Source organism: Microbacterium sp. RG1 (assembly GCF_005347485.1).
Lineage (GTDB): Bacteria > Actinomycetota > Actinomycetes > Actinomycetales > Microbacteriaceae > Microbacterium > Microbacterium binotii_A.
Genome location: NZ_CP034121.1, coordinates 1,932,926 through 1,956,448 on the forward strand (window position 1 = coordinate 1,932,926; position 23,523 = coordinate 1,956,448).

Sequence of the window (23,523 nt, forward strand, 5' to 3'; positions counted from 1 at the left end):
GCTCAGCCGTTCTTCGCGTCGCGCCAGCGCAGCCAGCGGCGAGCGATCTCCGGGTCGTAGTCGGGGCCGTTGAGCCCGAGTGTGAAGGTGCGCACGCCTGCCGCGAACAACGCGTCGGCATACTCCTCGTCGCGATCCTTCAGCTCGTTCGAGATCACGAGATTCGAGACGTCGCGGCCCTCGGTCTCGGCCCACTTCTCGATCACGCCGATCTTGTGCGCGATGTCCTCCGGCGCGACGAAGCTGTGCCAGATGTCGGCGTGACGCGCGACGAGCCGCAGCGTCTTCTGCTCGCCCGCGCCGCCGATGAGGATCGGGATGCGGCGGGTCGGCGCCGGGTTCAGCTTGCCCCACCGCGTCGTCACGCGCGCGAGGCCGTCGGCGAGGTCGTTCAGCCGTGAACCTGCGGTGCCGAACTCGTAGCCGTACTCGTCGTAGTCGCGCTGGAACCAGCCCGAGCCCGTGCCGAAGATGAATCGTCCCTCGCCGCCCTTGGCGCTGATGTGGTCGATCGTGCGGGCCATGTCCGCCTGCAGATCCGGGTTGCGGTAGCTGTTGCAGTTCACGAGGGCGCCGAACTCGACGCGCTCGGTCTGCTCCGCCCACGCGGCGAGCATGGTCCAGGACTCGAAGTGCGCGCCGTCCGGGTCGCCGTGCAGCGGGTAGAAGTGGTCCCAGTTGAACAGGATGTCCACCCCCATGTCCTCGAACCGCACGACGGCGTCGCGGATGTCGGAGTAGGCGGCGTGCTGCGGCTGGAGCTGGAGCCCGAGGCGGACCGGAGTATCGAGAAGAGGCATGCCGTCAGCCTACGACCGCACGCACAATGGAGCGGTGACTCCCGCGCTCGCCGACATCCGCTCGAACCTCCACGTCGTCGCGCTTCCGCTGCGCACCCGCTTCCGCGGCATCGACGTGCGCGAGGCGCTCCTGTTCGAGGGGCCCGCCGGGTGGGCGGAGTTCTCCCCGTTCACCGAGTACGACGATGACGAGGCGGCGACCTGGCTGGCCGCGGCGATCGACTTCGCCTGGAACGCCCAGCCGGATGCGGTGCGCGCCCGCATCCCGGTCAACGCCACCGTTCCCGCCGTCCCCGCATCCGCGGTGGCGGAGGTGCTCAGCCACTTCGACGGCTGCCGCACCGCGAAGGTGAAGGTCGCCGAAGCCGGGCAGACCCTGGCCGACGACGTCGCGCGCGTCGCCGCGGTGCGCGAGGCGATGGGGCCGGCCGGCCGCATCCGCATCGACGCGAACGGCGGGTGGAACGTCGACGAGGCGGAGCACGCGCTGCGCGCACTCGCCGAGTACGACCTCGAGTACGCCGAACAGCCGTGCGCGAGCGTGGCGGAGCTCGCCGAGCTCCGCTGGCGCGTGCATCGTTCCGGCATCGACATCGCCGCCGACGAGAGCGTGCGCAAGGCCGTGGATCCGCTGCGCGTCGCCCGGGAGCAGGCGGCCGATCTGCTGGTCGTCAAGGCGGCGCCGCTCGGCGGTGTGCGCCGGGCGCTGCGGATCGTCGCGGATGCGGGGCTACCCGCCGTCGTCTCGAGCGCCCTGGACACCTCGGTGGGGCTCGGGATGGGACTCGCCCTCGCGGCAGCGCTGCCCGCGCTGGACTACGACTGCGGATTGGGCACCGCGTCGCTGCTGGCGGCCGACGTGACCGCCGAGCCGCTGCGCGCCGCCGACGGCGCGATCGAGGTGCGGCGCGCGGTGCCGGACGCCGACCTGTTGGGCAGCTATGCCGCCTCGTCCGCCCGCCGCGTCTGGTGGGAGGAGCGCCTCGAGCGCTGCTACGGCCTCGTCAGCGGCGCGGAGCTCACTCTGCGTCGGTGACCGCCGCCGCCAGCATCGCGGTGCGCTGGGTGAGCAGATCCTTCGCGGCCAGGGGGGCGAGGCCCGAGATGACCGAGAAGGCGCAGGTGGCGTCCCAGACGTCGAGCACCAGGCGCGCGAACTCGATCGCGGGGATGCGCAGCCGCAACCGGTAGGCCCCCGCGACATCGGCGACGATCTCTGCGACCCGCTCCGCCATGGCCGCCTCCCAGGCGAGGTAGGCCCCGGCGAGCCGCTCGTCGCGCATCGCGTTCGTGCGGATCTCGCTCATCAGCACGACACCCGTCGGCCCGTCGGTTCCGACGTCGAGGATGCTCGTGACGAGCTCGGCGACGCTGCGATGCACCGACGAGTCCTCACCGAGCTCTCGCACCCGCTCGGTCACCCGTTCCAGCTTCTGGTCGGCGACCTGCTGCATCAGCCCGAGCAGCAGCTCCTCCTTGGAGGCGAAATTGGAGTAGAAGGCGCCGCGCGTGAAGCCGGCGCGCTCGCAGATCGCTTCGACGGATGCGCCTTCCAGACCCAGCTCGGCGAACACCTCGGATGCGGCGGCGAGCAGCCGCGCGCGGGTGTTCTCCCGGCTTCGGGGCACGGCGGGTTGCGTCACGATCTCTCCTTCCACCACGTCCATGCGGCTTTCATCGATCGCCCAGGTTCACCACGGAGGCGACTCTAGGATACACAGTTGTATCGGATACACTCCCGTATCGAACCCGCCCGATCACCTCGACCCACGGAGGCGCCGGTGTCCACGCTCCTGTACTCGCTCGGCCGCTGGTCGTACCGCCGACCGTGGCGCGTCCTGATCGCCTGGCTGCTGCTGCTCGCCCTCGCCGGCGCCGGCGCCGCACTGTTCTCGCAGGGCACCGACAACAAGTTCTCCATCCCCGGCACCGAGTCGCAGGCGGGTCTGGAACAGCTCTCGCGCACCTTCCCCCAGGTCAGTGGCACGAACGCGCAGTTCGTCGTCGTCGCCGCCGACGGCACGAAGATCACGGACGACGACTACCGCACGCGCATCGAGGACACGATCGCAACGATCGAGAAGCTCGACGGCGTTCTCGCGGTCACCGATCCCTACGACGCGTCGATCACCGGCAGCATCTCCGACGACGACACCGCGGCGATCGTGCGCATGCAGTTCGACGGTCAGGCGACCGACGTGCCGGAATCCACGCGCACCGATCTGCAGTCCACGGTCGACGCACTGGAGCCCGAGCTCCCCGGGGGCTCACAGGTCGCGCTCGGCGGCGATCTGTTCGCCGTCTCGCTGCCCGGGGTCACCGTGACCGAACTCGTCGGCCTGCTGATCGCGCTCGTCGTGCTGATCGTGACGTTCCGGTCGTTCGTCGTGGCGGGGCTCCCGCTCATGACCGCGATCCTCGGGGTCGGGCTGTCGATGGCGCTCATCTTCGTGGCCACCGCTTTCGCCTCGGTGTCCTCGACGACGCCGCTGCTCGCACTCATGCTCGGCCTCGCGGTGGGCATCGACTACGCGCTGTTCATCATCTCGCGGCATCAGGATCAGGTCCGTGAGGGCGCGGACCCCGAGGAGTCCGCGGCGCGCGCGACCGGCACGGCCGGCTCCGCCGTGCTCTTCGCCGGGATGACGGTGCTCATCGCACTCATCGGCCTCGGCTTCGCCGGCATCCCGTTCCTGACGACGATGGGTGTCGCGGCGGCGGTCGCCGTCGCGATCGCCGTGCTCGTCGCGGTCACGCTGACCCCCGCGATGCTCGGCTTCGTGAAGGGGCGCGTGCGTGGCTGGCGCAGGCGCGACCGGCGCCAGGCTGCGGATGCGGCAGCTCCCGCCCGGCGCGGCTTCGCGGCGCGATGGGTCGCCATGGTGACGCGCCACCCCGTCGTGACGAGCGTCGCGGTCGTGGCGGTGCTCGGCGTGGCGGCGATCCCGGCGACGAGCCTCGCGCTGGCCCTGCCCAACGCCGGTCAGCTGCCGAAGGGCGACCCGGCCCGCGTCGCCTACGACCTGACGAGCGAGCACTTCGGTCCCGGCGCCAACGGCCCACTCATCATGACCGGGACGATCGTGACCTCGACCGACCCGCTCACCCTCATGAAGGACCTCGGCGACGAGATCTCCCGCATCCCGGGCGTGAAGGAGGTCGCACTCGCGACCCCGAACCAGGCGGCCGACACCGGCATCGTGCAGATCGTGCCGGAGACCGCCCCCGACGACCCGGCCACGGCCGAGCTCGTGCGCGAGCTCCGCGCCCAGCACGACCGCCTGCTCGACGAGTACGGCGTCGATCTCCAAGTCACCGGTTTCACGGCCGTGGCCATCGACATCTCAGACCGGCTGTCGGCGGCGCTGCTGCCCTTCGGCATCTTCGTCGTCGGGCTCTCCCTCATCCTTCTGATGATCGTCTTCCGCTCCATCTGGGTGCCGGTCAAGGCGGCGCTCGGCTACCTGCTCTCGGTCGCGGCGTCGTTCGGCGTCGTCGCGGCCGTGTTCGAGTGGGGCTGGTTCGCCGACCTCCTGCACGTGGCGCGTGTCGGGCCCGTCATCAGCTTCATGCCGATCGTGCTGATGGGCGTGCTGTTCGGGCTCGCGATGGACTACGAGGTGTTCCTCGTGTCCCGGATGCGGGAGGACTTCGTGCACGCCCGCCGCGACAACCCGCATCGCCCGGCGCGCGAGATCGCGCTGGAGGCCGTGCGCGGCGGCTACACCGCATCCGCCCGCGTGGTGACGGCCGCCGCCATCATCATGTTCGCCGTGTTCGCGGCGTTCGTCCCCGAGGGCGATTCGAACCTCAAACCGATCGCCCTCGGGCTCGCGACGGGAATCGCCATCGACGCGTTCCTCGTGCGCATGACGCTCGTCCCCGCCGTCATGGCGCTGCTCGGAGACAAGGCCTGGTGGATGCCGAAGTGGCTGGAGCGCATCCTGCCGCACTTCGACATCGAGGGCGAGGCCGTCGAACGGGAGCTGTCGCTGCGCGATTGGGCGAGCACCGGCTCGGCCGTCGTCGTCGCCGACAAGCTCGCCCTGCGCACCGACGCGAGGCCCGTGTTCGGTCCCGTGGACGCGACCGTCGACCCCGGCGAGGCGCTCGTGGTCGCGGCGGAGGATCCCGCCGCGACGCACGCACTGACCCTCGTCCTGGCGGGCCGGCTGAGCCCGAGCGAGGGACGTCTCCGGGTCGCGGGCCACCTGCTGCCCGAGCGCGGCGCCTGGGTGCGGGCGCGCGCCGGGATGGCGCTGCTGGCCACCGCATCCGACCCCGTCGACGACCTCCGACACGCACTGTCGGGCTCTCCCGCGGTCGTCGTGGTCGACGGCATCGACCGCCTCGAGCGACTGCCCCATACCGAACGCGACACGGCTCTGGCGCTGCTGCGCGACGCCGCGGCGCGACAGCTCACGCTCGTCGCCACCGCCGTGGGGTCCGCATCCGACATCGCCGCCGCACGCACGCTGCTCACCGACGCCGGGTACCGCACCGGCGAACCCGTCACTCTTCCCACGGCTCCCGCGGAGGTGCTCGTATGACCGTCCCCATCGAACGCTCCCACGCACGACGTCCCGTCACCTGGCTGACGGTCCTCGGGATCGTGCTGCTGCCCGTCGTCATCGGCGGGCTCCTCGTGGCCGCCCTCTACAACCCGGTCGAACGACTCGAGAACATGTCGGCGGCGATCGTGAACGACGACAAGCCGGTGGAGATCGACGGGCAGCTCGCACCGCTCGGACGCCAGCTCACCGCGGGACTCGTCGAGGGCTCGTCGGACGTGCCGAGCAACATCGACTGGACGATCTCCAACGATGAGGATGCGGCGGCGGGCCTCGCAGACGGCACCTACAGCGCGGTCATCACGATCCCCGAGAACTTCTCCGCCGCCGCAACCTCCACCGCCCCCGGCTCGACCCCGGAGCAGGCGACGATCTCGGTCGAGAGCGCGCCGGACGGACGCGTGGTCGACCAGGCGATCACCGCGCAGATCACGCAGACGGCCGCATCCGTGTTCGGCAGCGCCGTCTCGAAGCAGTACCTGACGAACGTGCTGCTCGGCTTCACGACGCTGCACGACCAGCTGGGCGACGCGGCGAACGGTGCACAGCAGTTGGCCGACGGTTCGGCGAGCGCGGCCCAGGGCGCGACCGAGCTGTCCAGCGGCGTCGGTCAGCTCGCCGCGGGCGCCGACCAGCTCGCCTCCGGAGCCTCGCAGGCCGCCACGGGCGCCGCCGCGCTGCCCGGCGGCGCGCAGCAGCTCGCATCCGGTGCGCGCCAACTCTCCGACGGTGCCGGCACTCTCGCGGCCGGTCTCGACGCCGCATCCGGCGCCGTGGTGAACCAGGACCTCAAGAACGCGGCCGCCGCCACGACGACGGCCGCGAACAGCGCGCTGACGCAGACGAAGAAGCTCGGCACGACGCTCGGCGGCCTGGTCCAGGAGTGCTTCGTGACGTACGGCCCCACGGCGACCCTGTGCGCCGAGCTCGCCGCCACGATCGGCGACGCCGAGAACCCGACCCCCGGCACCGTCGCGGGCGTCGGCACGGCGGCGGGAACCGCCGCCGGCTACGGCCAGGGCACGGCCGACGGCATCGACAAGCTGATGACGGACACGAGCGCGGGCATCGCGCAAGCCGCCGCCGGCGCGCGCGACCTGCAGTCGGGCGCGGGCGGCCTCGCCACCGGCGCCGACCAGCTCGCGGCCGGCGCGGCCCAGCTCTCGAGCGGGGTCTCACAGCTGGCCGGCGGCGCGAGCGCCCTGGCGAGCGGAGCGGACCAGGCCTCCACAGGCGCCACGTCGCTCGCCGACGGCGTGACCCAGCTCTCGAGCGGCGCGGGTTCGCTCGCGACCGGGCTGGACACGGCCGTGGACCAGGTCCCGACGTACACCGACGAGCAGGCGCAGCAGACCGCATCCGTCGTCGCCGAGCCCGTCTCGGCGCAGGGCATCGGCTCGAACCTCTTCGGCGCGGCGGCCATCCCGCTGCTCACCGCCCTGGTGCTCTGGTTCGGCGGTCTCGGATCGTACGTGGCGTTCCAGGCGGTGTCCGCACGGGCGCTGACGAGCCGCCGGTCCTCGGTGACGCTCGCGCTGCGCGCCTTCGCCCCCGGAGCCGTCCTCGGCGCCGTGCAGGGTCTGCTCCTCGCCGGGGTCGTGCAGTTGGCGGCGAGCTACGACTGGGCTGACTGGTCGATCTTCGCGGCGATCTGCGTGGTCGCCGGCGTCTCGTTCGCGGGCGTGAACCAGGCGCTCGTGGCCGTCTTCGGCGGCGCGGGCCGGTGGATCGGAGCCATCATCGGCGCCTTCGTCGTGGCCACGGGGGTCGTCTCCACGGTCCCGGGCGTGCTGACCTCGATCGCCTCCGTGCTGCCGGTTCAGCCCGCCTACGCCGCCATGCTCGGCGCTCTCACGAGTGCCGGTGGGGTGACGGCCGGCGTCACGGTCCTCGTCGTGTGGCTGCTGCTGTCGCTCGTGGCGACCACGATCGTCGTCTCCCGTCGCCGCACCGTCTCGGCCCGCGCCGCCCTCGCCTGACCCGCGGGGCGACGGGGCGCGGCGGCGCCTGACCCCGGGTCGGCCGGTGTCCGCGGTCGGAGGCGCGTCCGGTCTGCCTGACCTCCGGGTCGGCCTGACCTCCGGTCGGGAGCGCGCCCGGTCGGAGAAACGCGCTCCCGTCGGAGGATCCACGCCGCATCCTCCGACATTGGGCCGAATCTCCGACGCTCGGATGCCAGGTGCCGGCCGGAGGCCGGAGGCCGGAGGCCGGAGGCCGGAGGCCGGAGGCCGGAGGCCGGATGCCAAGTGCCGGCCGGAACCGGAGGCCGAAGCCGCGGCGGGTGCGGGCGCCTGCTGAGCCGAGCGTCGGACGCGAGCGGGCCACCGCCCTGCCCCACCCTGCCCCGCCTGGGCCAGGCGCGGGTGCGCCCGGTCGGAGAAACGCGCTCCCGTCGGAGGATCGACGCCGCATCCTCCGACATTGGACCGAATCTCCGACGCGCGGAGCAGCTCCGACGCACGGATGGGCCGGAACCGGAGCCGGATGCGGCCGCCCGCCCCGCCCACACAGCAGCGTGCCCCGGCAGCCTGAAGGCGCCGGGGCACGCTGGTGCGGGATGCGGGTCAGCTCAGGCCGCTGTAGACGTGCAGACCCTTGAAGAAGAGGTTCACGATCGTGAAGTTGAACATCACGGCGCTGAATCCGATGATCGAGAGCCACGCCGACCGCGTGCCGCGCCACCCGCGCGTGGCACGGGCGTGGATGTAACCGGCGTAGAGCACCCAGATCACGAAGGTCCACACCTCTTTGGTGTCGAAGCCCCAGTAGCGACCCCACGCGTCGTTGGCCCAGATGGAGCCGGCGATGAGGGTGAAGGTCCAGAAGATGAAACCGACGATCGCGAACCGGTAGGCGAGCGACTCGAGCGCGTCCGCACCGGGGAGGATGCGCAGGAACCGCGGGCCGGTCTTCGCGTCGGCGGCGGCCGCCTTGCGCTCACGTCGCGCCTGCAGCAGCTGGGTCACCGAGAGCGCGAAGGCGAGCGCGAAGAACGCTGTGGCCAGGGAGGCGACGAACACATGGACCACGAGCCAGACGCTCTTCAGCGGGTCGGCCAGCGGAACGACGTCGACGTGGAGCAGCGTCGCCCAGCCCATCAGCACGGCGACGAGTCCCGTGATGAACGCGCCCAGGAAGCGCAGGTCGTAGCGGAACAGCACGCCCAGGTACACGGCGACGATGAGCACCGTGCCCGTCAGGGCGAACTCGTACATGTTCGACCACGGCACCCGCTCGGCGGCGATGCCGCGCAGCACCGCTCCGGTCACGTGGAAGAGGAACGCGAGCCACGTGAGCGACGTGCCGATGCGCGCCCACACCGGACGCGAGCGGTCGCGTCCGCGTGCCGCGAGGGATGCGGCGGCGCGCTCTTCGCTCGCCCGCACCTGCGAGATCGTCTCGCCGCCGGCGCCGACGAGCTCGCGCTCGCGCACGCGGGCGTCCTGCCGGTCGACGGCGTCGGCGGAGCGGCGGGCGAGGTCGACCGTGTACGCGGTGAACGCGAGCGCGTAGATTGCGACCGCCGTCCAGACGGTGAGCAGCGAGACCGCGTCGAGCGAGAGCTGTTCGGGCATGGGGTCAGTCTACTTTCGGGTCTGCGTCGGCGGTCGGCCGATTCGCGTCGATGATCTCGCCCTCCGCGGCCTCGGCGAAGGCACGTCCGTGCCGATCGGCGAGCTGGTCGACCGCGACGGCGATCTGCGGATCCTCCCCGCGCGCGAGGCCCGCGTACTCGATGAGCAGCTCGCCATCGCGCGGCGTGACCTTCACCCACATCCGCCGGCGGGGCACGAACAGCGCCAGCAGCAGTGCAGCGAGCGCGATCACCGCGAACAGCAGCACCCAGGGTGCGCCGACGTCGTGGTGGATGGAGAGCGACACGAACCTCGGCACGGCCTGCGAGTAGTCGGCGCCCGGCGAGCCCGAGTCCAGGGTGCCGTCGGTCACCTCGTTCTGACTCGGGTCGGCGGCGTTCTCGAACGTGATCGTGCCGAGGCCGTTCGGCAGATCGGTCGTCTGGCCCGGAAGCAGCTGGATCGAGGACTTGTCCGTATCGATGCCGGTGAGCTTCGTCATCCCGGTCGGATCCAGGGTGTAGACCGAGCGGGGCGTGCCGTCGTCGATGCCGAGGTCGCCCTCGTAGACGTCGAGACTCAGCACGGGATAGATCAGATCGGGGTAGACCGAGGTGTAGGCACCGGTGTCCAGCGGCTGCGCCGTCGGATAGAAGAACCCGACGAGACCGAGCTGCTGCGGCATGCCGTCGGCGATCTTGACCACGCCGAGCGAGGTCATGTTGTTGTTCTGGGGCAGGAAGGGCACGGCGTCGCGGAACACGACGTCGCCGTCGGCGTCGCGCACCGTGACGATCGGCGCGTAGCCGTTGCCCATCAGATACACGCGGTCCCCCGCGATGTCGAGCGGGTGGTTGACGCGCACCTCGCCGTCCTGCGGATCCTGGCCCGGCAGCTGCGTGGTCACGTGCGCCGCGAAGTCGCCTGCCTGTCCCGCCGCCGCGGTGCCGGAGGGCTGGTAGGTCACGTCGAACCTGTTGAGGGTGATCGAGTACGGCGAGAGCTGGTCGGCGTCGACGAAGCGTCCGGGGTTGAAGGACGAGTAATCCGTCAGGGCGTTCACGAAGCTCGTGCCCTGCACCATGGCCCGCTGACCGGTGTAGGTCAGCGCTCCGCCCACGCCCACCGCGATGAGCACACCCACGAGGGCGATGTGGAAGAGCAGGTTGCCCGTCTCGCGGAGGTATCCGCGCTCGGCCGACACCGACAGCGAACCGCGGCCGTCGTAGCGCTCGACGCGGTAGCGGGCGGTACGCAGCTGGGCTGCGGCCGAGGCGACGGCGTCCTCCGCCGCGGCCGCGGCATCCGTGCCCTCGGGCAGGCGCACCACGATCTCGCGGTGGTCGTCGAGGCGGGACAGGCGTGCGGGCGTGCGCGGCGGACGCGCGCGCAGCGCCTTCCAGTGGTGCCGCGTACGCGGGATGACGCATCCGATGAGCGAGATGAACAGCAGGATGTAGATCGCCGAGAACCACGGCGAGCTGTAGACGTCGAACAGCTTGAACCAGTCGAGCACCGGAAAGAGATCCGGGTTGTCGGCGCGGAACTGCGTGACACCGTTCGGGTCGGCCGAGCGCTGCGGGAAGATCGAGCCGGGCACCGCCGCGATCGCCAGCAGCAGCAGCAGCACGAGGGCGGTGCGCATGCTCGTCAGCTGCCGCCATCCCCACCGCAGCCACTCGATCGGTCCGAGGCGCGGGGAGGTCACATCGTCGTCGCGCGAGGGAGCGGGGCGGCCGTCGACGTGGTCCGAGGGCCGGAGCGGCTCCGAGACGTCGGCTCGATCAGATGGGGAGCGGGACATTGACCAGCACCCCCTGCAACTGCGACATGAGTGAGCTCCAGACGCCGGTGACCATCAGCACACCGAGAACGATGAGCAGGACGCCGCCGAAGATGTTGATGGAACGGATGTGGCGGCGCAGGAACGACACCGACTTGCTCGCCCAGCCGAAGCCGGCCGCCAGCAGGAGGAAAGGGATGCCGAGCCCGAGCGAGTACGCGAGTCCGAGCACGGCGGCGCGGCCGGGGTCGCCCATGTTCCACGACAGCGCGAGGATCGTCGCGAGTGTGGGGCCGATGCACGGCGCCCATCCGATGCCGAGCGCGAGGCCGAGCAGCGGCGCGCCCACGAGCCCCAGGTTGCCGCGGACGTTGGGCTTGAAGGTGCGCTGCGCGAAGCCGAACAGGCCGATGAAGATGAGCCCCATGATGATCACGACCGCACCGAGCACGCGCGTGATGATGTCGGAGTACTCCAGGAAGAACCGACCGAGCGAGCCGCCCAGCACCGTCATCGCCATGAAGACCACCGTGAATCCGGCGATGAAGAGCAGGACGCTCAGCAGCAGGCGCCCGCGCCCTCTGCGACCGGATGCGGTGCCCGCCGCCCCGCCGAGAAAGCCGAGGTAGCCGGGCACGAGCGGGAGCACGCAGGGAGAAAGGAACGACACGAGTCCCGCGGCGAGCGCCACCGGGATCGCGACCCAGAGCGCTCCTTCGGCGACGATGCCGGTCACGAACCCTCCTTGAGGGCGTCGCGCACGAGCGTCGTGAGGATCGAGGCGTCGCCGAGCTCGCCGACGATACGAGCGGCGACCCGGCCCTGTTTGTCGAGCACGAGGGTCGTCGGCGTGGCCGTGAGCGGCGTGGCGGAGGCGAACGACAGCTTGAGCTTGCTGTCGTCGACCGCCAACAGGCTGGGGTAGCTGATGCCGTTGTCCTTGGCGAAGGATGCGGCGGTGGGCGCCTGGTCGTAGGTGTTGATGCCGAGGAACGACACGTTCTCACCCTGGAGGTCCTCGTACGACTTCTCCAGGCGGGGCGCCTCGACGATGCACGGACCGCACGCGGCGTACCAGAAGTTCACGACGAGCACCTGGCCGGCGTAGTCCTCGTTCGTCACCGTCTCACCGCTGTCACTCACCCCCGTGAACACGATGGGATCCGAACGCTCCGCCGGCGGGGTCTCGATGACCGCGACGCCGTCGGCGCCGATGTAGCCCTTGTTCGAGCCCTCCCGGTACTGGTCGGCCAGGGAGTCGTTCGCCGAGCAGGCGGCGAGGGTGACCGCGAGCGCGCCGGCGACCAGGGCTGCCGCAAGGCGGCGGGGACGGAATCTCATACTGCTCCTACATCGACGGCGCCTTCGGCGGATGCGGGCTCCGCGTAGGCGATCTCGCGCCAGGCTCCCGGGCCGCCCTCGAAGCTCGTCACGCTCGACAGCGCGCAGCGCCGGGCGCGCGGGTCGTGCCGCAGAGGGAGTCCGGCGATCGCGAGGTGGGTCACCCAGATCGGCAGCTGGTGGCTGACGAGGACGACATCGCCCGCGGGAACCGCGTTCCACGCCTTCGCCATGGCCCGCTGCATCCGCGCGACGACCTCGGCATAGGGCTCGCCCCAGCTCGGAACGGAAGGTCGCGTCACGTGACGCCAGTTCAGGGGGTTGGCCAGGGCGCGCCGCATCCGCTTGCCTTCGAACACGTTCCACGGCTCGATCACGTCGGGCTCGACGACGGGCTCGAAACCGAAGAGCTCGGTGAACGGCTCGGCCGACTCGCGCGTGCGCTGCAACGGTGAGCAGACCAGCGCCGTGACGGGACGCTCCTGGGCCTGCACGTGCTCCGCGGCCTGGCGAGCCATCCGACGGCCTGCCGCGCTCAGCCGGAACTCGGGCAGGCGACCGTAGAGGACACGGTCGGGATTGTGGACCTCGCCATGGCGCACGAGGTGGAGGCGTTCGGCGGGCACCCCCCGATTTTACGTGGATGCCGGATATGAAGAGACTGAGCGTCAGCTGGTAGCGGTCAGTCGCGGGCACCCACGCGGCGTCGGTGGGCGAGCAGCGCCCGCACCCGCGCGACGACGAACCACGCGATGCCCGCGGCGACGCCGACGATGACGATCACCTGGAACACCTCCGCATACTGCTCGACGATGTGCCACGACTCGCCGAGGAAGAAGCCGGCGAGCACGAAGATCGTGTTCCACACCAGGCTTCCCGCGGCCGTCAGCAGCACGAAGCGCCACAGCGGCATGCGGGTCACGCCCGCGGGGATCGAGATGAAGCTGCGGAACAGCGGCACCATCCGCCCGAAGAACACGGCCTTGCCGCCGTGCTTGTGGAACCAGGCGACCGTGCGGTCGATGTCTTCCGGATGCAGCAGCGGCACCTTCGCCGCCACCCGGCGCAACCGCTCGATGCCGAGCCAGGCGCCGATGCCGTAGAGCACGAGCGCACCCACCACGGAGCCCGCCGTCGTCCACAGGAGCGCCTCGGCGAGCGTGAAGCCGCCGCGACTGGCGGTGACCCCCGCCATCGGCAGGATCGCCTCGCTCGGCAGCGGCGGGAAGACGCTCTCCAGGGCGATCGCGATTCCGGCCCCGATGGGGCCGATCCACTCCATCAGCCCGACCAGCGCGTCCATCAGCTGGCTCAGCCAGGACTCGTTCGACGAGGCGCGGACAGGCAGAGCGACCTGGGTCATCGGGGTCCTCGAGACTCTCGGTGATGGGGCGAAGGATGTCGTGCGTCGCGCACACGGTATCCATCCCCGGTGAACCGCGGCTGGGAAACCGCCCGCGGCCTCACCGCCGCGGCGTCAGACGGCGGCCCAGAGCAGGAAGGCGCCCACGAGCCAGCTCAGCGCGGCGAGGACGGTGCCCACCAGCGGAACCCAGAAAGCGCGGCGACGCACGACGAGCAGCAGCACGGCGAAGAACGCGGTCAGCACGAAGACGATCCACGGCACCGTGAGCATGGTCCACACCCCGCCCTGGAGCAGTTCCGTGCGGCACACGCGGCCGTCCGCGCCGCATCCGGCGGAGGAAGATGCCAGCAGCAGAGCGAGCGCCGATGCGACCGCCGAGACGGCGGCGTTCGCGGCCAGCAGCACGATCGTCAGGACGATGTCCCACGCCTTCCGCCGCCGACGTGACGTTGCGCGCCCCGTGTCGCGCCGCGGCTGTGGCGCGGGGTGTTCCCGGCGCGGGATCGGCTCCGGCCGGACGGCCGCCGGCGCCTCGTCGGAGCCGACGCGGAACGACTCGGGCGGCAGCCGGAAGATCGCGGGTTCCTCGCCGGGGCGCTCACTGCTCACGCGGCCATCGTACGGGCGCCGGGCACGGCCCGTAGACTGCTCTCTCGTGAGTGAACGCGTTCTGGTCAAGCAGCTGAAGTCCCTTCCCGCGGGAGGTGTCTCGGTGTCCGGATGGGTCGAGACCGTCCGCGATCAGAAGAAGGTGCAGTTCGTCATCCTGCGCGATGAGACCGGCGCGGTGCAGCTCGTGAACCCCGCGACTCGCGAGCTCGGCGAGGACGCGACGGCCGAGCAGTCCGCGGCACTCGCACTGACCGAGACGATCTCGAACCTCGCGACCGGCACGTTCCTGACGGTGACCGGTGAGCTGAAGCACGACGAGCGCGTCAAGCTCGGCGGCGTCGAGATCAAGATCGCGTCGCTGGAGATCGCGGCGGCCGCGCTGCCGGAGACGCCCATCGCCGCCGACAGCGGCCTCGACAAGCGCATGGACTGGCGCTTCATCGACCTGCGCCAGCGCCGCAACAACCTGATCTTCCGCATTCAGACGACGCTCGAGCACGCCATGCGCACCTACTGGGTCGAGCACGACTACGTCGAGATCCACTCCCCCAAGCTCATGTCGACGCCCGCCGAGGGCAACGCCGAGCTGTTCGCTCTCGAGTACTTCGGCGACCAGACGGCGTACCTGGCGCAGAGCCCGCAGCACTTCAAGCAGATGGCGCAGGCCGCCGGCTTCGGCAAGGTGTTCGAGATCGGCGACGTCTTCCGCGCCGACCCCAGCTTCACCAGCCGCCACGCGACCGAGTTCACCTCGGTCGACGCCGAGCTGTCGTGGATCGACTCCTACGAGGACGTCGCCGCGATGCAGGAGGAGCTGCTCGTGGCCGCCTTCACCGCGGTGAAGGAGAAGCACGGCGAGGAGATCAAGGAGCTCTTCGACATCGACGTCGTCGTGCCGACGCTTCCGTTCCCCCGCATCCCGCTCGCCGAGGCGCGCGAGATCGTGAAGGCGCGCGGCTACGACATCCCTCGCACCGACGGCGACCTCGACCCCGAGGGCGAGCGTCAGATATCCGCGCATGTGCGTGAGACGTACGACCACCAGTTCGTGTTCGTCACGGACTACCACCCCGAGATCCGGCCGTTCTACCACATGCGCAACGCCGAGACCGGGCTCACGAACAGCTACGACCTGCTGTTCAACGGCACCGAGATCACGACGGGCGCGCAGCGCGAGCACCGCATCGACGTGCTCGAGGCGCAGGCGCTGGAGAAGGGTCTGTCGCTCGAGGGCCTCGAGCACTACCTCGACTTCTTCCGCTACGGCATCCCACCCCACGGCGGCTTCGGCATGGGTCTCGCCCGTGTGCTGATGCTCATGCTCGGCCAGGACTCGATCCGCGAGGTGACCTTCCTCTTCCGCGGACCCACGCGCCTCGCCCCCTGACCCGTCGCCGCTCTCGCGCACCCCTCCTCGGGTGCCCGAGTTGCGACGCATGTGAGCAGATGCGCCACTTCTGCGCAGCCGCGACAGGTTGATCCTGTGGCGGCTGCGCAGAAGTGTGGCACCAGCGGCGGACCGATGCGGAGACCGCCGCACCGAGGGGATGCCGGCACCTGACGCACCCCGCCGAGGGCACGAAGTATCACCCGAGCCGGCACCGACTGTCGAGTCACGCGACGGGTTCGGGCGCTCCACGTAGCGTGGTCGGACCCGAAGGAGGACCATGCTCGACAACCCCTGGGCGCAGTTCGCCCTGATCCTGGCCATCGCCCTCGTCGCCGCCGCCCTGGTGACGGTCGCGGCGGCCGTCTCCACCCGACTGACCAGGCGACGCAAGTCCTGGCCGAACGGACTCGTGCGCCGAGCGCGTGCACCGTTTCGCACGCTCGCCTTCCTCGTTGCGACATGGATCGCCGTGACGGTGGCCTTCCCGCTCCGCGACTGGCGCCCGATGCTCGATCAGGCGTTCACGATCCTCGTCATCGGCGCGACGGCGTGGCTGTTGGGTGCTCTCGTCGCGTTCAGCACCGATCTCACCCTGGGCCGCTACCGCATCGACGTGCCCGACAACCGGCTCGCTCGCCGCATCCGCACCCAGACGCTCATCGTGAAGCGCCTCGCGATCGTGCTGATCGTCGTGCTCGCCATCGGCGCGGCGCTGCTCACCTTCCCCGCCGTCCGCGCGGTCGGCGCGAGTGTGCTGGCCTCTGCGGGCATCGCCTCGATCGTCGCCGGACTCGCGGCGCAGTCGGTTCTGGCCAACATTTTCGCCGGCCTGCAGATCGTCTTCAGCGACGCCCTGCGCGTCGATGACGTGGTCGTCGTCGAGGGCGAGTGGGGCCGGGTGGGCGAGATCACCCTCAGCTACGTCGTGCTGGATCTGTGGGATGAGCGCAGGCTGGTGCTGCCCTGCACGTACTTCACGACCACGCCGTTCCAGAACTGGACCCGTCGTGGCTCCGAGCTGCTCGGCGCCGTCGAACTCGACCTGGACTGGCGCGTCTCCCCCGCGCGGATGCGGGAACACCTCGACGAGGTGCTCGCACACACCGACCTCTGGGACGGTCGCGCCAGCGTCCTCCAGGTGACCGAGGCGACCGGCGGCTACGTACGCGTGCGCATCCTGGTCACCGCGCGAGACGCTCCGACGCTGTTCGACCTTCGCTGCCTCGTCCGGGAGGCGATGGTGACCTGGACCCAGGCCGCCATGCCGGCGGCCCTGCCGGTCCAGCGCGTGCTCGTGACGGAGCCCGACGGTGCGGCTCCGCAGACGCACGAGCCGACGCCTCAGGATGCGGGACTGTTCACCGGCAGCGCCGAGGCCGAGGCACGTGCCGACACCTTCACGCAGGCGATCCCCGTCGTCTCAGGCGGGGAGGAACAGGCTCAGAGCTCGAAGTCCACCGCGACGCGCGACGAGACCACCGAGCGCACGTAGGTGACGACCTCTTGGTGGGCGGGGTGCTCGATGTACTCGTGCAGGCCGTCGACGTCGTCGAAGTCGGCGACGATCGCCACGTCCCAGTTCTCGCCGCCGAGGACGTCGGCGCCCGAGGAGATGGCGCGGATGCTGGGCACGACGCCGTCGAGGGCGAGGAGGCGCGTGGTGATGCCGGTGGCATGCTCGATGCGCTGATCGGCATCGGTGGCGGCGAGCTTCCAGGCGACGATGTGGCGGATGGTCACAGTGATGCTCCTTCGGGGCGGGTGGCGTCCTCGACGGCGGCGCGCAGCCGCTCGGGGTTCACCCGCCAGTACGCGTGCAGGTCGTCATCGATCATGACGACGGGGATCTTCTCGGCCCACTGCTCGTGCAACGCCGCGTCATCGAGGATGGACTTCTCCTCGAGCTGGATGCGGTCGGCCGCGTCGTCGGGGAGTTCGGCGAGGACATGCTCGATCACCCCGCGCGCGACGTCGCAGAGGTGGCAGCCTTCTTTGCCGATGAGCGTGATGGTTCTCACGCTCACATCCTAGATCGGGTATACGACCTCAGGACTCGACCGGGTAGCCCGCGGCGATCCACTCGCCCGTGCCGCCGTCGACGTTCGTGGCCTCGTATCCACGGGCCTCGAGCGCCTGCACGACGCGCGCCGAGCGTCCGCCCATCTGGCAGATGACGTCGAAAGGCCCCTCAGGCAGGCGGTCGAGATTGTCGCCGATCGTCGACATCGGAACGTTGACCGCACCGGGGACGTGGCCGGAGGCGAACTCCTCGACCTCTCGCACGTCGATGAGAGGAACGCCCTCGCGCTCGCGCAGCTGCTGCACCGTGATCGAATTCATGTCACCAGGCTAGACCGCAGACACGAAGCGCCCGTCCAGGGGACAGGCGCTTGTGTCGATGCCGCTTACTTCTTGTTGCGGCGCTGGTGGCGAGTCTTGCGAAGCAGCTTGCGGTGCTTCTTCTTCGCCATGCGCTTGCGGCGCTTCTTGATGACAGAACCCACGGAAAACCTCACTGGTTGGCGGTCTGGGCGCAGGATGACCTGCTCCCGGGAACGAGGCACCGAAAAAATGCCTCGGATAAGTCTAGCCGACGTCGGCGATCGGCCGCTGCACGGCCTCTGTGACGGCGGATTCGGGCACCCGATAGCTGCGCCCGAAGCGCACCGCGGGCAGTTCACCCGCGTGCACGAGACGGTACACCGTCATCTTCGACACGCGCATGATCTGCGCGACTTCGGCGACGGTGAGAAAGCGCACGTCGGGCAACTCGGCCATGTCCCATCCTCCCCGGGGTCCAGCACACTCTAGGGGGATGCATAGACGCGTGTAAACCGGAGTGACGCGTGTGACGCGCATAGCGACGACATAGTCGGCACCGATGGAACGCCTCATCGTGCACGAGAACCTCTCCTCATGACCACGGACGACCCCACCTCCACGACCCCCTCCCCTGCCCCACCGACATCCGCACCCGCGCCTCCCACGATGGCCGCCGCGGATGCCGCCGCCTCCTACACACCCCCCACGGCGCCGGAGGCGACGCCGACTCGGGTGCAGTCCCGGCGGCCGCGCGGTCTCGTGATCGGCGCCATCGCCGCCGGCGCCGTGCTCGCCCTCGGCGCCAGCTTCGGCGGTGGGATCGCGACCGGTTGGGCGCTGTCGGGAACCGCTTCGACCTCTCAGTTCCAGGACGGCGGGTTCGGTCCGGGCGGATCGGCGGGCGACGGCGAGCGCCCGGAGTTCGGTCAAGGCGGTCCGGGTGGCCCTCAGCAGGACGGCACGATGCCGACCCGACCGGACGAGGACTCGACGACCCCCGACGAGGATTCCGGCAGCGGGTCCTGAGCTCAGCGGCCGCGCTTGCCGAACGCCGCCGCGACCGCGCGGTTGACGGATGCGGCCGCGCGACCGACGGCTGCAGCCGCATTCGCCGCCGGCTCCGGCAGCGTCGAGACGAACGCGGCAGCCGCATCCTCGTCCTCTGTGAGGAAGGGCATGAGCCACGCATCGATCTCGTCGAGCGGCTCGCGGGAGAGGCTGTAGTAGCGGTGCTGCCCCTCTTCGCGCACCGACACGAGGTCGCTCTCGCGGAGCACCTTGAGGTGCTTAGAGACCGTCGGCTGGCTCACGCCCAGCTCGCTCACGATGTGCGAGACGCTCGTGCCGTCTTGTCCGGATGCCGAACGATCCAGCAGAAGGCGCAGGATGTCGCGCCGGGTCGCGTCCGCGATCACGCCGAAGATGTCCGCCATGCGCCTTAGGTTAGTCGGGCTCCGAGCGGAGTACCATGACACGCGTTCCGGTCGCAGACCGCTCCGCATCTCCGAAGGGTCCCACGGATGACGTCCGACTCCGCGAGCTCGGCGACGCGGCATCGGCTCAGCGCCGCGTGGGAACGCATCAGCGATGCCGCCAAGACCTTCACGACCTCGTCGCCGGCGCGCTTCGCGGTCCTGATCTTCTCGGGCCTGATCCTGCTGTTCACGGCGCTCCTGTCGCTGCCCGCGATGGCGGCGGACGGCCGGGTCACCCCGCTCGCGGACGCCCTGTTCACCGCTGTGTCCACCATCTGCGTCACGGGTCTGTCGACGGTAAACATGGGCTCGCACTGGTCGCCGCTCGGGCAGGTCGTGATCTACATCGGCGTCAACGTCGGCGCACTCGGCGTGCTGACCCTCGCCTCGATCCTCGGCCTCATCATCTCCCGCAGGCTGGGGCTGCGCGCGAAGCTCATCGCCGCCGGCGACAGCAATCCGATGCGCGTGCACGGCGGGCCTGTGAACGAGGGGCAGACCGTGCGCCTCGGCGAGGTCGGTGCGCTGCTTCGCACCGTCGCCCTCTCCACGCTCGTCATCGAGGCCGGGCTCGCCATCCTGCTCTATCCGTCGCTGCTCGCCGGCGGAGTGGATCCGATCACCGCTCTCTGGGAGGCGCCGTACTTCGCCGCGATGTCGTTCACGAACACCGGCTTCACCCCCAACGCCGACGGTCTCGCACCGTTCTCGCACGACTACCTGTTCATGACGGTGCTGATGATCGGCGTGTTCCTGGGGTCCATCGGCTTCCCGGTGATCTTCACCCTGTGGCGGCATCAGTGGCACGTGCGCCACTGGTCGCTGCACACCAAGCTGACCCTCATCACGACCGTCATCCTGTTCTTCGCCGGCGCCGTCGTGTTCGTGAGCCTGGAGTACGACAACCCGCTGACCTTCGGCGGGATGGATGCCTGGGACACGACCTTCCAGTCGTTCTTCCTGTCGGCGATGACACGCTCGGGCGGCTTCTCCGTCGTCGAGATCGGCGACCTGCACGGCTCCTCGCTGCTGGTCGGCTCCATGCTCATGTTCGTCGGCGGCGGGTCGGCGTCGACGGCGGGCGGCATCAAGGTCACGACCCTCGCGGTGCTCGCCCTCAGCGTGTGGTCGGAGGCTAAGGGCCGTCCGTCGGTGCAGGCGTTCGGCCGCCGCATCCCGAGCGACGTACAGCGCGTCGCATTGTCGGTCGTGGCCTGGGGCGCGACGATCGTCGCGATCTCCACGATCACCATCGCCCAGATCACCAAGGCGGATGTCGACAAGGTGCTGTTCGACGTCGTGTCGGGCTTCGCCACGGTCGGCCTGTCGACGGGACTCACCAGCGACCTGCCGGACCCGGCGGTGTACGTGCTGGCAGCCACCATGTTCATGGGTCGCGTCGGCACCGTGACCCTGGCGGCGGCGGTGGCCGCATCCTCCCGCTCCCAGCTGTACTCGCTCCCGGTCGAGCGCCCCATCGTCGGCTGAACGGCGCGATCTGAATCCGCATCACGGTCGATGGGAGCTGAGCGATCGCCGTAATCTGTTGCCCATGGTTGAGAAGCTCCGCAACGACGCGCCCGTGCTCGTGATCGGCCTCGGTCGCTTCGGCGCCGCCTGTGCGGGCGAGCTCGACCGCTTGGATCGCGAGGTGCTGGCGATCGACGACAACCTCGATCTGGTGCAGAAGTGGTCGGAGCGGGTCACCCACACGGTGCAGGCGGATGCACGCAACATCGAGGCGCTCACGCAGGTGGGTGCCGCGGACTTCCAGGTGGCGGTCGTCGCCGTCGGCTCCTCGATCGAGGCGTCCGTGCTCATCACCGCGAACCTCGTCGACCTGAAGGTCCCGCAGATCTGGGCGAAGGCGGTCTCACAGTCGCACGGCAAGATCCTGGCCCGCGTCGGCGCGAACCACGTCATCTACCCGGAGCGCGAGGCCGGCGAGCGCGTCGCGCACCTGGTGAGCGGTCGGATGCTGGACTTCATCCGCTTCGACGACGACTTCGTGCTCGCGAAGATGTACCCGCCGCGCTTCATTCGCGGCGTCGGCCTCAACGAGTCCGGTGTGCGCACCAAGTACAAGGTGACGGTCGTCGGCGTGAAGAGCCCCGGCAAGCCGTTCCGCTACGCCGAGGCCAACACGGTCGTCACCAACCACGACCTCATCATCGTCTCGGGGACCAACAGCGACATCGAGCGCTTCGCCTCCCTCGACCGCTGAGGCTCAGTCGCCGGCGGCGAGCTCCTTCGCGCGGGCGAGGGCGGCATCCGTCGCCTCGGCGAACACGCGCTCAAGGTGCGCATCCTGCAGCACGGCCACGGCGCGCTCTGTCGTCCCCTTGGGGCTCGTGACGCGTCGGCGCAGCTCGGCGGGGTCCTCGCCCGTGGCATCGAGCAGCGCCGCAGCGCCGATGAAGGTCTGCTCCGCCATCAACCGCGCGGTGGCGGAGTCGAATCCCTTCCCGATCGCCGCCTCGGTGAGCTTCTCGATGAGCAGGAAGACGTAGGCGGGGCCGGATCCCGAGATGGTCGACAGGGCGTCGATCTGCTCCTCCGCCACCTCGACGACGGCACCCACGGTCTCGAACACCGCCCGCACGACGGCCATCACGCGCTCGTCGGCGAGCGAGCCCGCAGCGATCCCCGTCACGGCCTTGCCGACCACGGCCGGCGTGTTCGGCATGGAGCGGACCACGATCGCGTCGGGCCCCAGTATCCGCTCGAACGTGGCGATCGTCACGCCCGCGGCGAGGCTCACCACGATCGTTCCCGGACGCAGGTGCGGGCCGATCTCGGCGAGCAGATCCGGGACCATTCCGGGCTTGACACCGATCAGCACGACCTCGGCGGACGCGGCCGCTCCGGCATTCGCGGCCGCATCGTCCTCGAGCGCGAGCGAGCGGATACCGGGGTCAGTCAGGAGCTCGGCCTTGGCACGGCTGCGGTTCGTGACGACGACCTGGCCGGCGAGCCCGGAGGCTGCGACTCCCTGGGCGATGGCGCCGCCCATGGAGCCCGCGCCGAGGATCGCGAGAGGGGGGAGCTGGCTCATTTTTCCACCCTACGACCCGGGGGCGCTCCAGGTGCCCCGGCTATCATCGGAACGGCCGGGGCCGCGATGTGCCCCCCCTCCTGGAGGCGTCCATGATCGAACCCACCAGCCCCCTGTTCGACGGCATCACCGCCCGACAGGTGGACACCGCACGTATCTCCGCGCGCGTTCTGCTGCGCGATGGCGATCGCAGCGACACCCCCGCCGAGCGCACGGTGGTGCTCCTGCACGGCCTGCTGTCGTCGTCGCTGATCTGGCAGGAGTTCATGGAGGATCTCCCGAGCGACCTGCGCGTCGTCGCGATCGACCTGCGCGGGTTCGGGGGCACGGAGTCGCTGCCGGTCGACGCCACCCGCGGGGTCCGCGACTTCGCGGACGACCTGCACGCCGTGCTCGACGCCCTCGAGATCCGCGCGGCGCACCTCGTCGGCACCGATCTCGGCGCATCCGTCGCGACGCAGTACGCGCTCGACGGGCACGGCGCCCTGTCGCTGACGCTGCAGGCACCCATCTCCCCTTACGGTCTGGGCGGCACCCGCCTCGACGGCAGTCCCCTCACCGACGACGGCGCGGGAACCGGCGCGGCCACGGCGAACGCGGAGTTCGTGCGCCGGCTGACCGCTCGCGACAAGAGCGACGAATCGCCCGCATCGCCTCGGAGCGTCTTCCGCGCCGAGTTCGTCTCGGAGTCGTATCGGACGGCTCGCGAGGACGTCTGGGTCGACGCGATGCTCTCCACCTCCACGGCCGGCGGAAACTACCCGGGCGACACCGCGTCGAGCCCCAACTGGCCGGGCGTGGCGTCCGGCGATCTCGGCGTGCTCAACGCGCTCGCCCCCGCCCACTTCGACCAGTCCGCGCTCGCGCACCTCGGGGCCCGCACGCCGGTGCTGTGGATCCACGGCGAGCTCGATGCGATCGTCTCGGACGCCTCCTTCCTGGACCCGGCCCACCTCGGCTCGCTCGGCATCCTGCCGGACTGGCCGGGCGCGGATGAGGCGCCCAGCCAGCCCATGGTGTCGCAGACGCGTGCCGTGCTGGATGCGGATGCCGCGAGTGGAGCAGACGTGCGCGAACTCATCGTCGAGGGGGTCGGCCACCTCGTGCACCTCGAGCGTCCCGCCGCCGTGCGGCAGGCGCTGCTGGAGGTCATCGGGTACATCGGGCACGCCCCGAACCCGGCGCCTCCCACCGAGACGATCGTGCTCAAGTCCTCGGACTGAGCGCCGCGAA

The 23,523-nt window shown here is 70.4% G+C and carries 25 protein-coding genes; 9 read left to right on the forward strand and 16 right to left on the reverse strand.

Features of this window, described 5'->3' with window-relative positions; all coding sequences use genetic code 11:
- Nucleotides 1-2: 2 nt before the first annotated feature.
- Nucleotides 3-800, reverse strand: coding sequence for an LLM class F420-dependent oxidoreductase (locus EHF32_RS09310; RefSeq protein WP_137417915.1), 798 nt, complete (start codon nucleotides 798-800; stop codon nucleotides 3-5).
- Nucleotides 801-834: 34 nt separating this feature from the next.
- Between EHF32_RS09310 and EHF32_RS09315 the strand changes: the two genes are divergently transcribed.
- Nucleotides 835-1,836, forward strand: coding sequence for an o-succinylbenzoate synthase (locus EHF32_RS09315; protein WP_238343672.1), 1,002 nt, complete (start codon nucleotides 835-837; stop codon nucleotides 1,834-1,836).
- On the opposite strand, the gene EHF32_RS15915 is transcribed toward EHF32_RS09315, so the two are convergent.
- Nucleotides 1,820-2,443, reverse strand: coding sequence for a TetR/AcrR family transcriptional regulator (locus EHF32_RS15915; RefSeq protein WP_238343673.1), 624 nt, complete (start codon nucleotides 2,441-2,443; stop codon nucleotides 1,820-1,822). The two genes, EHF32_RS09315 and EHF32_RS15915, sit on opposite strands and share 17 nt — an antisense overlap.
- Nucleotides 2,444-2,581: 138 nt before the next feature.
- Between EHF32_RS15915 and EHF32_RS09325 the strand changes: the two genes are divergently transcribed.
- Entirely contained in the window at nucleotides 2,582-5,350 is a 2,769-nt protein-coding gene (locus EHF32_RS09325) for an efflux RND transporter permease subunit (RefSeq protein WP_137417917.1), read from the forward strand.
- On the forward strand, nucleotides 5,347-7,350 hold the full coding sequence (locus tag EHF32_RS09330) for a YhgE/Pip domain-containing protein (protein WP_137417918.1): 2,004 nt from the start codon (nucleotides 5,347-5,349) through the stop codon (nucleotides 7,348-7,350). The genes EHF32_RS09325 and EHF32_RS09330 overlap by 4 nt, the downstream gene beginning before the upstream one ends.
- Nucleotides 7,351-7,935: 585 nt before the next feature.
- On the opposite strand, the gene ccsB is transcribed toward EHF32_RS09330, so the two are convergent.
- From ccsB to EHF32_RS09365, 7 genes are all read right to left on the reverse strand, one after another.
- Nucleotides 7,936-8,946: a c-type cytochrome biogenesis protein CcsB gene (ccsB, locus tag EHF32_RS09335; RefSeq protein ID WP_137417919.1), complete on the reverse strand. Its 1,011-nt coding sequence runs from the start codon at nucleotides 8,944-8,946 to the stop codon at nucleotides 7,936-7,938.
- A 4-nt stretch (nucleotides 8,947-8,950) separates the two neighbouring features.
- Nucleotides 8,951-10,750, reverse strand: a complete 1,800-nt coding sequence (gene resB, locus EHF32_RS09340; protein ID WP_137417920.1) for a cytochrome c biogenesis protein ResB — start codon at nucleotides 10,748-10,750, stop codon at nucleotides 8,951-8,953.
- Nucleotides 10,731-11,465 carry a cytochrome c biogenesis CcdA family protein gene (locus tag EHF32_RS09345; protein WP_137417921.1) on the reverse strand — a complete coding sequence of 245 codons (735 nt, stop codon included), beginning with the start codon at nucleotides 11,463-11,465 and terminating at the stop codon, nucleotides 10,731-10,733. Before EHF32_RS09345 ends, resB begins: the two co-directional genes overlap by 20 nt.
- Nucleotides 11,462-12,070: a TlpA family protein disulfide reductase gene (locus tag EHF32_RS09350; RefSeq protein WP_137417922.1), complete on the reverse strand. Its 609-nt coding sequence runs from the start codon at nucleotides 12,068-12,070 to the stop codon at nucleotides 11,462-11,464. Before EHF32_RS09350 ends, EHF32_RS09345 begins: the two co-directional genes overlap by 4 nt.
- Complete coding sequence (locus EHF32_RS09355; RefSeq protein WP_137417923.1) at nucleotides 12,067-12,696, reverse strand: histidine phosphatase family protein; 630 nt, start codon at nucleotides 12,694-12,696, stop codon at nucleotides 12,067-12,069. The genes EHF32_RS09350 and EHF32_RS09355 overlap by 4 nt, the downstream gene beginning before the upstream one ends.
- Nucleotides 12,697-12,752: 56 nt before the next feature.
- On the reverse strand, nucleotides 12,753-13,433 hold the full coding sequence (locus EHF32_RS09360) for a DedA family protein (protein WP_137417924.1): 681 nt from the start codon (nucleotides 13,431-13,433) through the stop codon (nucleotides 12,753-12,755).
- Nucleotides 13,434-13,547: 114 nt separating this feature from the next.
- Complete coding sequence (locus EHF32_RS09365; RefSeq protein WP_137417925.1) at nucleotides 13,548-14,045, reverse strand: DUF6264 family protein; 498 nt, start codon at nucleotides 14,043-14,045, stop codon at nucleotides 13,548-13,550.
- A gap of 46 nt (nucleotides 14,046-14,091) precedes the next feature.
- On the opposite strand from EHF32_RS09365, the gene aspS reads away from it, so the two are divergent.
- The gene (gene aspS, locus EHF32_RS09370) at nucleotides 14,092-15,435 is read left to right on the forward strand and encodes an aspartate--tRNA(Asn) ligase (protein WP_137417926.1); all 1,344 of its coding nucleotides are present in this window, start codon (nucleotides 14,092-14,094) and stop codon (nucleotides 15,433-15,435) included.
- A gap of 280 nt (nucleotides 15,436-15,715) precedes the next feature.
- Nucleotides 15,716-16,930 (forward strand): mechanosensitive ion channel family protein, encoded by a 1,215-nt coding sequence (locus EHF32_RS09375; protein WP_137417927.1) that lies wholly within the window; start codon nucleotides 15,716-15,718, stop codon nucleotides 16,928-16,930.
- Here the strand turns inward: EHF32_RS09375 and EHF32_RS09380 are convergent.
- The 5 genes from EHF32_RS09380 to EHF32_RS09400 all read right to left on the reverse strand — a co-directional run bounded on the left by EHF32_RS09380 (nucleotide 16,879) and on the right by EHF32_RS09400 (nucleotide 18,216).
- A complete protein-coding gene (locus tag EHF32_RS09380; protein WP_137417928.1) occupies nucleotides 16,879-17,178 on the reverse strand; it encodes a Dabb family protein in 300 nt (99 codons plus the stop codon). The two genes, EHF32_RS09375 and EHF32_RS09380, sit on opposite strands and share 52 nt — an antisense overlap.
- Nucleotides 17,175-17,456 carry a glutaredoxin family protein gene (locus tag EHF32_RS09385; RefSeq protein ID WP_137417929.1) on the reverse strand — a complete coding sequence of 94 codons (282 nt, stop codon included), beginning with the start codon at nucleotides 17,454-17,456 and terminating at the stop codon, nucleotides 17,175-17,177. The genes EHF32_RS09380 and EHF32_RS09385 overlap by 4 nt, the downstream gene beginning before the upstream one ends.
- Before the next feature lie 28 nt (nucleotides 17,457-17,484).
- Entirely contained in the window at nucleotides 17,485-17,778 is a 294-nt protein-coding gene (locus EHF32_RS09390; protein WP_137417930.1) for a rhodanese-like domain-containing protein, read from the reverse strand.
- A 65-nt stretch (nucleotides 17,779-17,843) separates the two neighbouring features.
- Nucleotides 17,844-17,942 carry a 30S ribosomal protein bS22 gene (locus tag EHF32_RS09395; protein WP_003792170.1) on the reverse strand — a complete coding sequence of 33 codons (99 nt, stop codon included), beginning with the start codon at nucleotides 17,940-17,942 and terminating at the stop codon, nucleotides 17,844-17,846.
- 82 nt (nucleotides 17,943-18,024) lie between these two features.
- Nucleotides 18,025-18,216, reverse strand: a complete 192-nt coding sequence (locus tag EHF32_RS09400; RefSeq protein WP_137417931.1) for a helix-turn-helix domain-containing protein — start codon at nucleotides 18,214-18,216, stop codon at nucleotides 18,025-18,027.
- 138 nt (nucleotides 18,217-18,354) lie between these two features.
- Here EHF32_RS09400 and EHF32_RS09405 point away from each other — a divergent pair, with 138 nt between their 5' ends.
- Nucleotides 18,355-18,786, forward strand: a complete 432-nt coding sequence (locus EHF32_RS09405) for a hypothetical protein (protein WP_137417932.1) — start codon at nucleotides 18,355-18,357, stop codon at nucleotides 18,784-18,786.
- 2 nt (nucleotides 18,787-18,788) lie between these two features.
- Here EHF32_RS09405 and EHF32_RS09410 read toward each other — a convergent pair whose 3' ends face one another.
- Nucleotides 18,789-19,193, reverse strand: coding sequence for an ArsR/SmtB family transcription factor (locus tag EHF32_RS09410; protein ID WP_137417933.1), 405 nt, complete (start codon nucleotides 19,191-19,193; stop codon nucleotides 18,789-18,791).
- An 87-nt stretch (nucleotides 19,194-19,280) separates the two neighbouring features.
- Here EHF32_RS09410 and EHF32_RS09415 point away from each other — a divergent pair, with 87 nt between their 5' ends.
- Entirely contained in the window at nucleotides 19,281-20,723 is a 1,443-nt protein-coding gene (locus EHF32_RS09415; protein WP_137417934.1) for a TrkH family potassium uptake protein, read from the forward strand.
- A 64-nt stretch (nucleotides 20,724-20,787) separates the two neighbouring features.
- Complete coding sequence (locus tag EHF32_RS09420; RefSeq protein ID WP_137417935.1) at nucleotides 20,788-21,459, forward strand: potassium channel family protein; 672 nt, start codon at nucleotides 20,788-20,790, stop codon at nucleotides 21,457-21,459.
- 3 nt (nucleotides 21,460-21,462) lie between these two features.
- Here the strand turns inward: EHF32_RS09420 and proC are convergent, their stop codons facing one another.
- Nucleotides 21,463-22,290 carry a pyrroline-5-carboxylate reductase gene (gene proC, locus EHF32_RS09425; RefSeq protein WP_137417936.1) on the reverse strand — a complete coding sequence of 276 codons (828 nt, stop codon included), beginning with the start codon at nucleotides 22,288-22,290 and terminating at the stop codon, nucleotides 21,463-21,465.
- Nucleotides 22,291-22,382: 92 nt separating this feature from the next.
- On the opposite strand from proC, the gene EHF32_RS09430 reads away from it, so the two are divergent.
- Nucleotides 22,383-23,513: an alpha/beta hydrolase gene (locus EHF32_RS09430; protein ID WP_137417937.1), complete on the forward strand. Its 1,131-nt coding sequence runs from the start codon at nucleotides 22,383-22,385 to the stop codon at nucleotides 23,511-23,513.
- Nucleotides 23,514-23,523: the final 10 nt, after the last annotated feature.

Excerpts from the sequence above, each read along its gene's own strand:
- resB (WP_137417920.1), bottom strand. The coding sequence starts at position 10,750 with ATGTCCCGCTCCCCATCTGATCGAGCCGACGTCTCGGAGCCGCTCCGG.
- EHF32_RS09350 (WP_137417922.1), bottom strand. The coding sequence starts at position 12,070 with ATGAGATTCCGTCCCCGCCGCCTTGCGGCAGCCCTGGTCGCCGGCGCG.
- EHF32_RS09390 (WP_137417930.1), bottom strand. The coding sequence starts at position 17,778 with ATGAATTCGATCACGGTGCAGCAGCTGCGCGAGCGCGAGGGCGTTCCT.
- EHF32_RS09415 (WP_137417934.1), top strand. The coding sequence starts at position 19,281 with ATGACGTCCGACTCCGCGAGCTCGGCGACGCGGCATCGGCTCAGCGCC.
- EHF32_RS09420 (WP_137417935.1), top strand. The coding sequence starts at position 20,788 with ATGGTTGAGAAGCTCCGCAACGACGCGCCCGTGCTCGTGATCGGCCTC.
- ccsB (WP_137417919.1), bottom strand. The coding sequence starts at position 8,946 with ATGCCCGAACAGCTCTCGCTCGACGCGGTCTCGCTGCTCACCGTCTGG.
- EHF32_RS09400 (WP_137417931.1), bottom strand. The coding sequence starts at position 18,216 with ATGGCCGAGTTGCCCGACGTGCGCTTTCTCACCGTCGCCGAAGTCGCG.
- EHF32_RS09330 (WP_137417918.1), top strand. The coding sequence starts at position 5,347 with ATGACCGTCCCCATCGAACGCTCCCACGCACGACGTCCCGTCACCTGG.
- EHF32_RS09405 (WP_137417932.1), top strand. The coding sequence starts at position 18,355 with ATGACCACGGACGACCCCACCTCCACGACCCCCTCCCCTGCCCCACCG.
- EHF32_RS09410 (WP_137417933.1), bottom strand. The coding sequence starts at position 19,193 with ATGGCGGACATCTTCGGCGTGATCGCGGACGCGACCCGGCGCGACATC.
- EHF32_RS09430 (WP_137417937.1), top strand. The coding sequence starts at position 22,383 with ATGATCGAACCCACCAGCCCCCTGTTCGACGGCATCACCGCCCGACAG.
- EHF32_RS09360 (WP_137417924.1), bottom strand. The coding sequence starts at position 13,433 with ATGACCCAGGTCGCTCTGCCTGTCCGCGCCTCGTCGAACGAGTCCTGG.
- EHF32_RS09375 (WP_137417927.1), top strand. The coding sequence starts at position 15,716 with ATGCTCGACAACCCCTGGGCGCAGTTCGCCCTGATCCTGGCCATCGCC.
- EHF32_RS09310 (WP_137417915.1), bottom strand. The coding sequence starts at position 800 with ATGCCTCTTCTCGATACTCCGGTCCGCCTCGGGCTCCAGCTCCAGCCG.
- proC (WP_137417936.1), bottom strand. The coding sequence starts at position 22,290 with ATGAGCCAGCTCCCCCCTCTCGCGATCCTCGGCGCGGGCTCCATGGGC.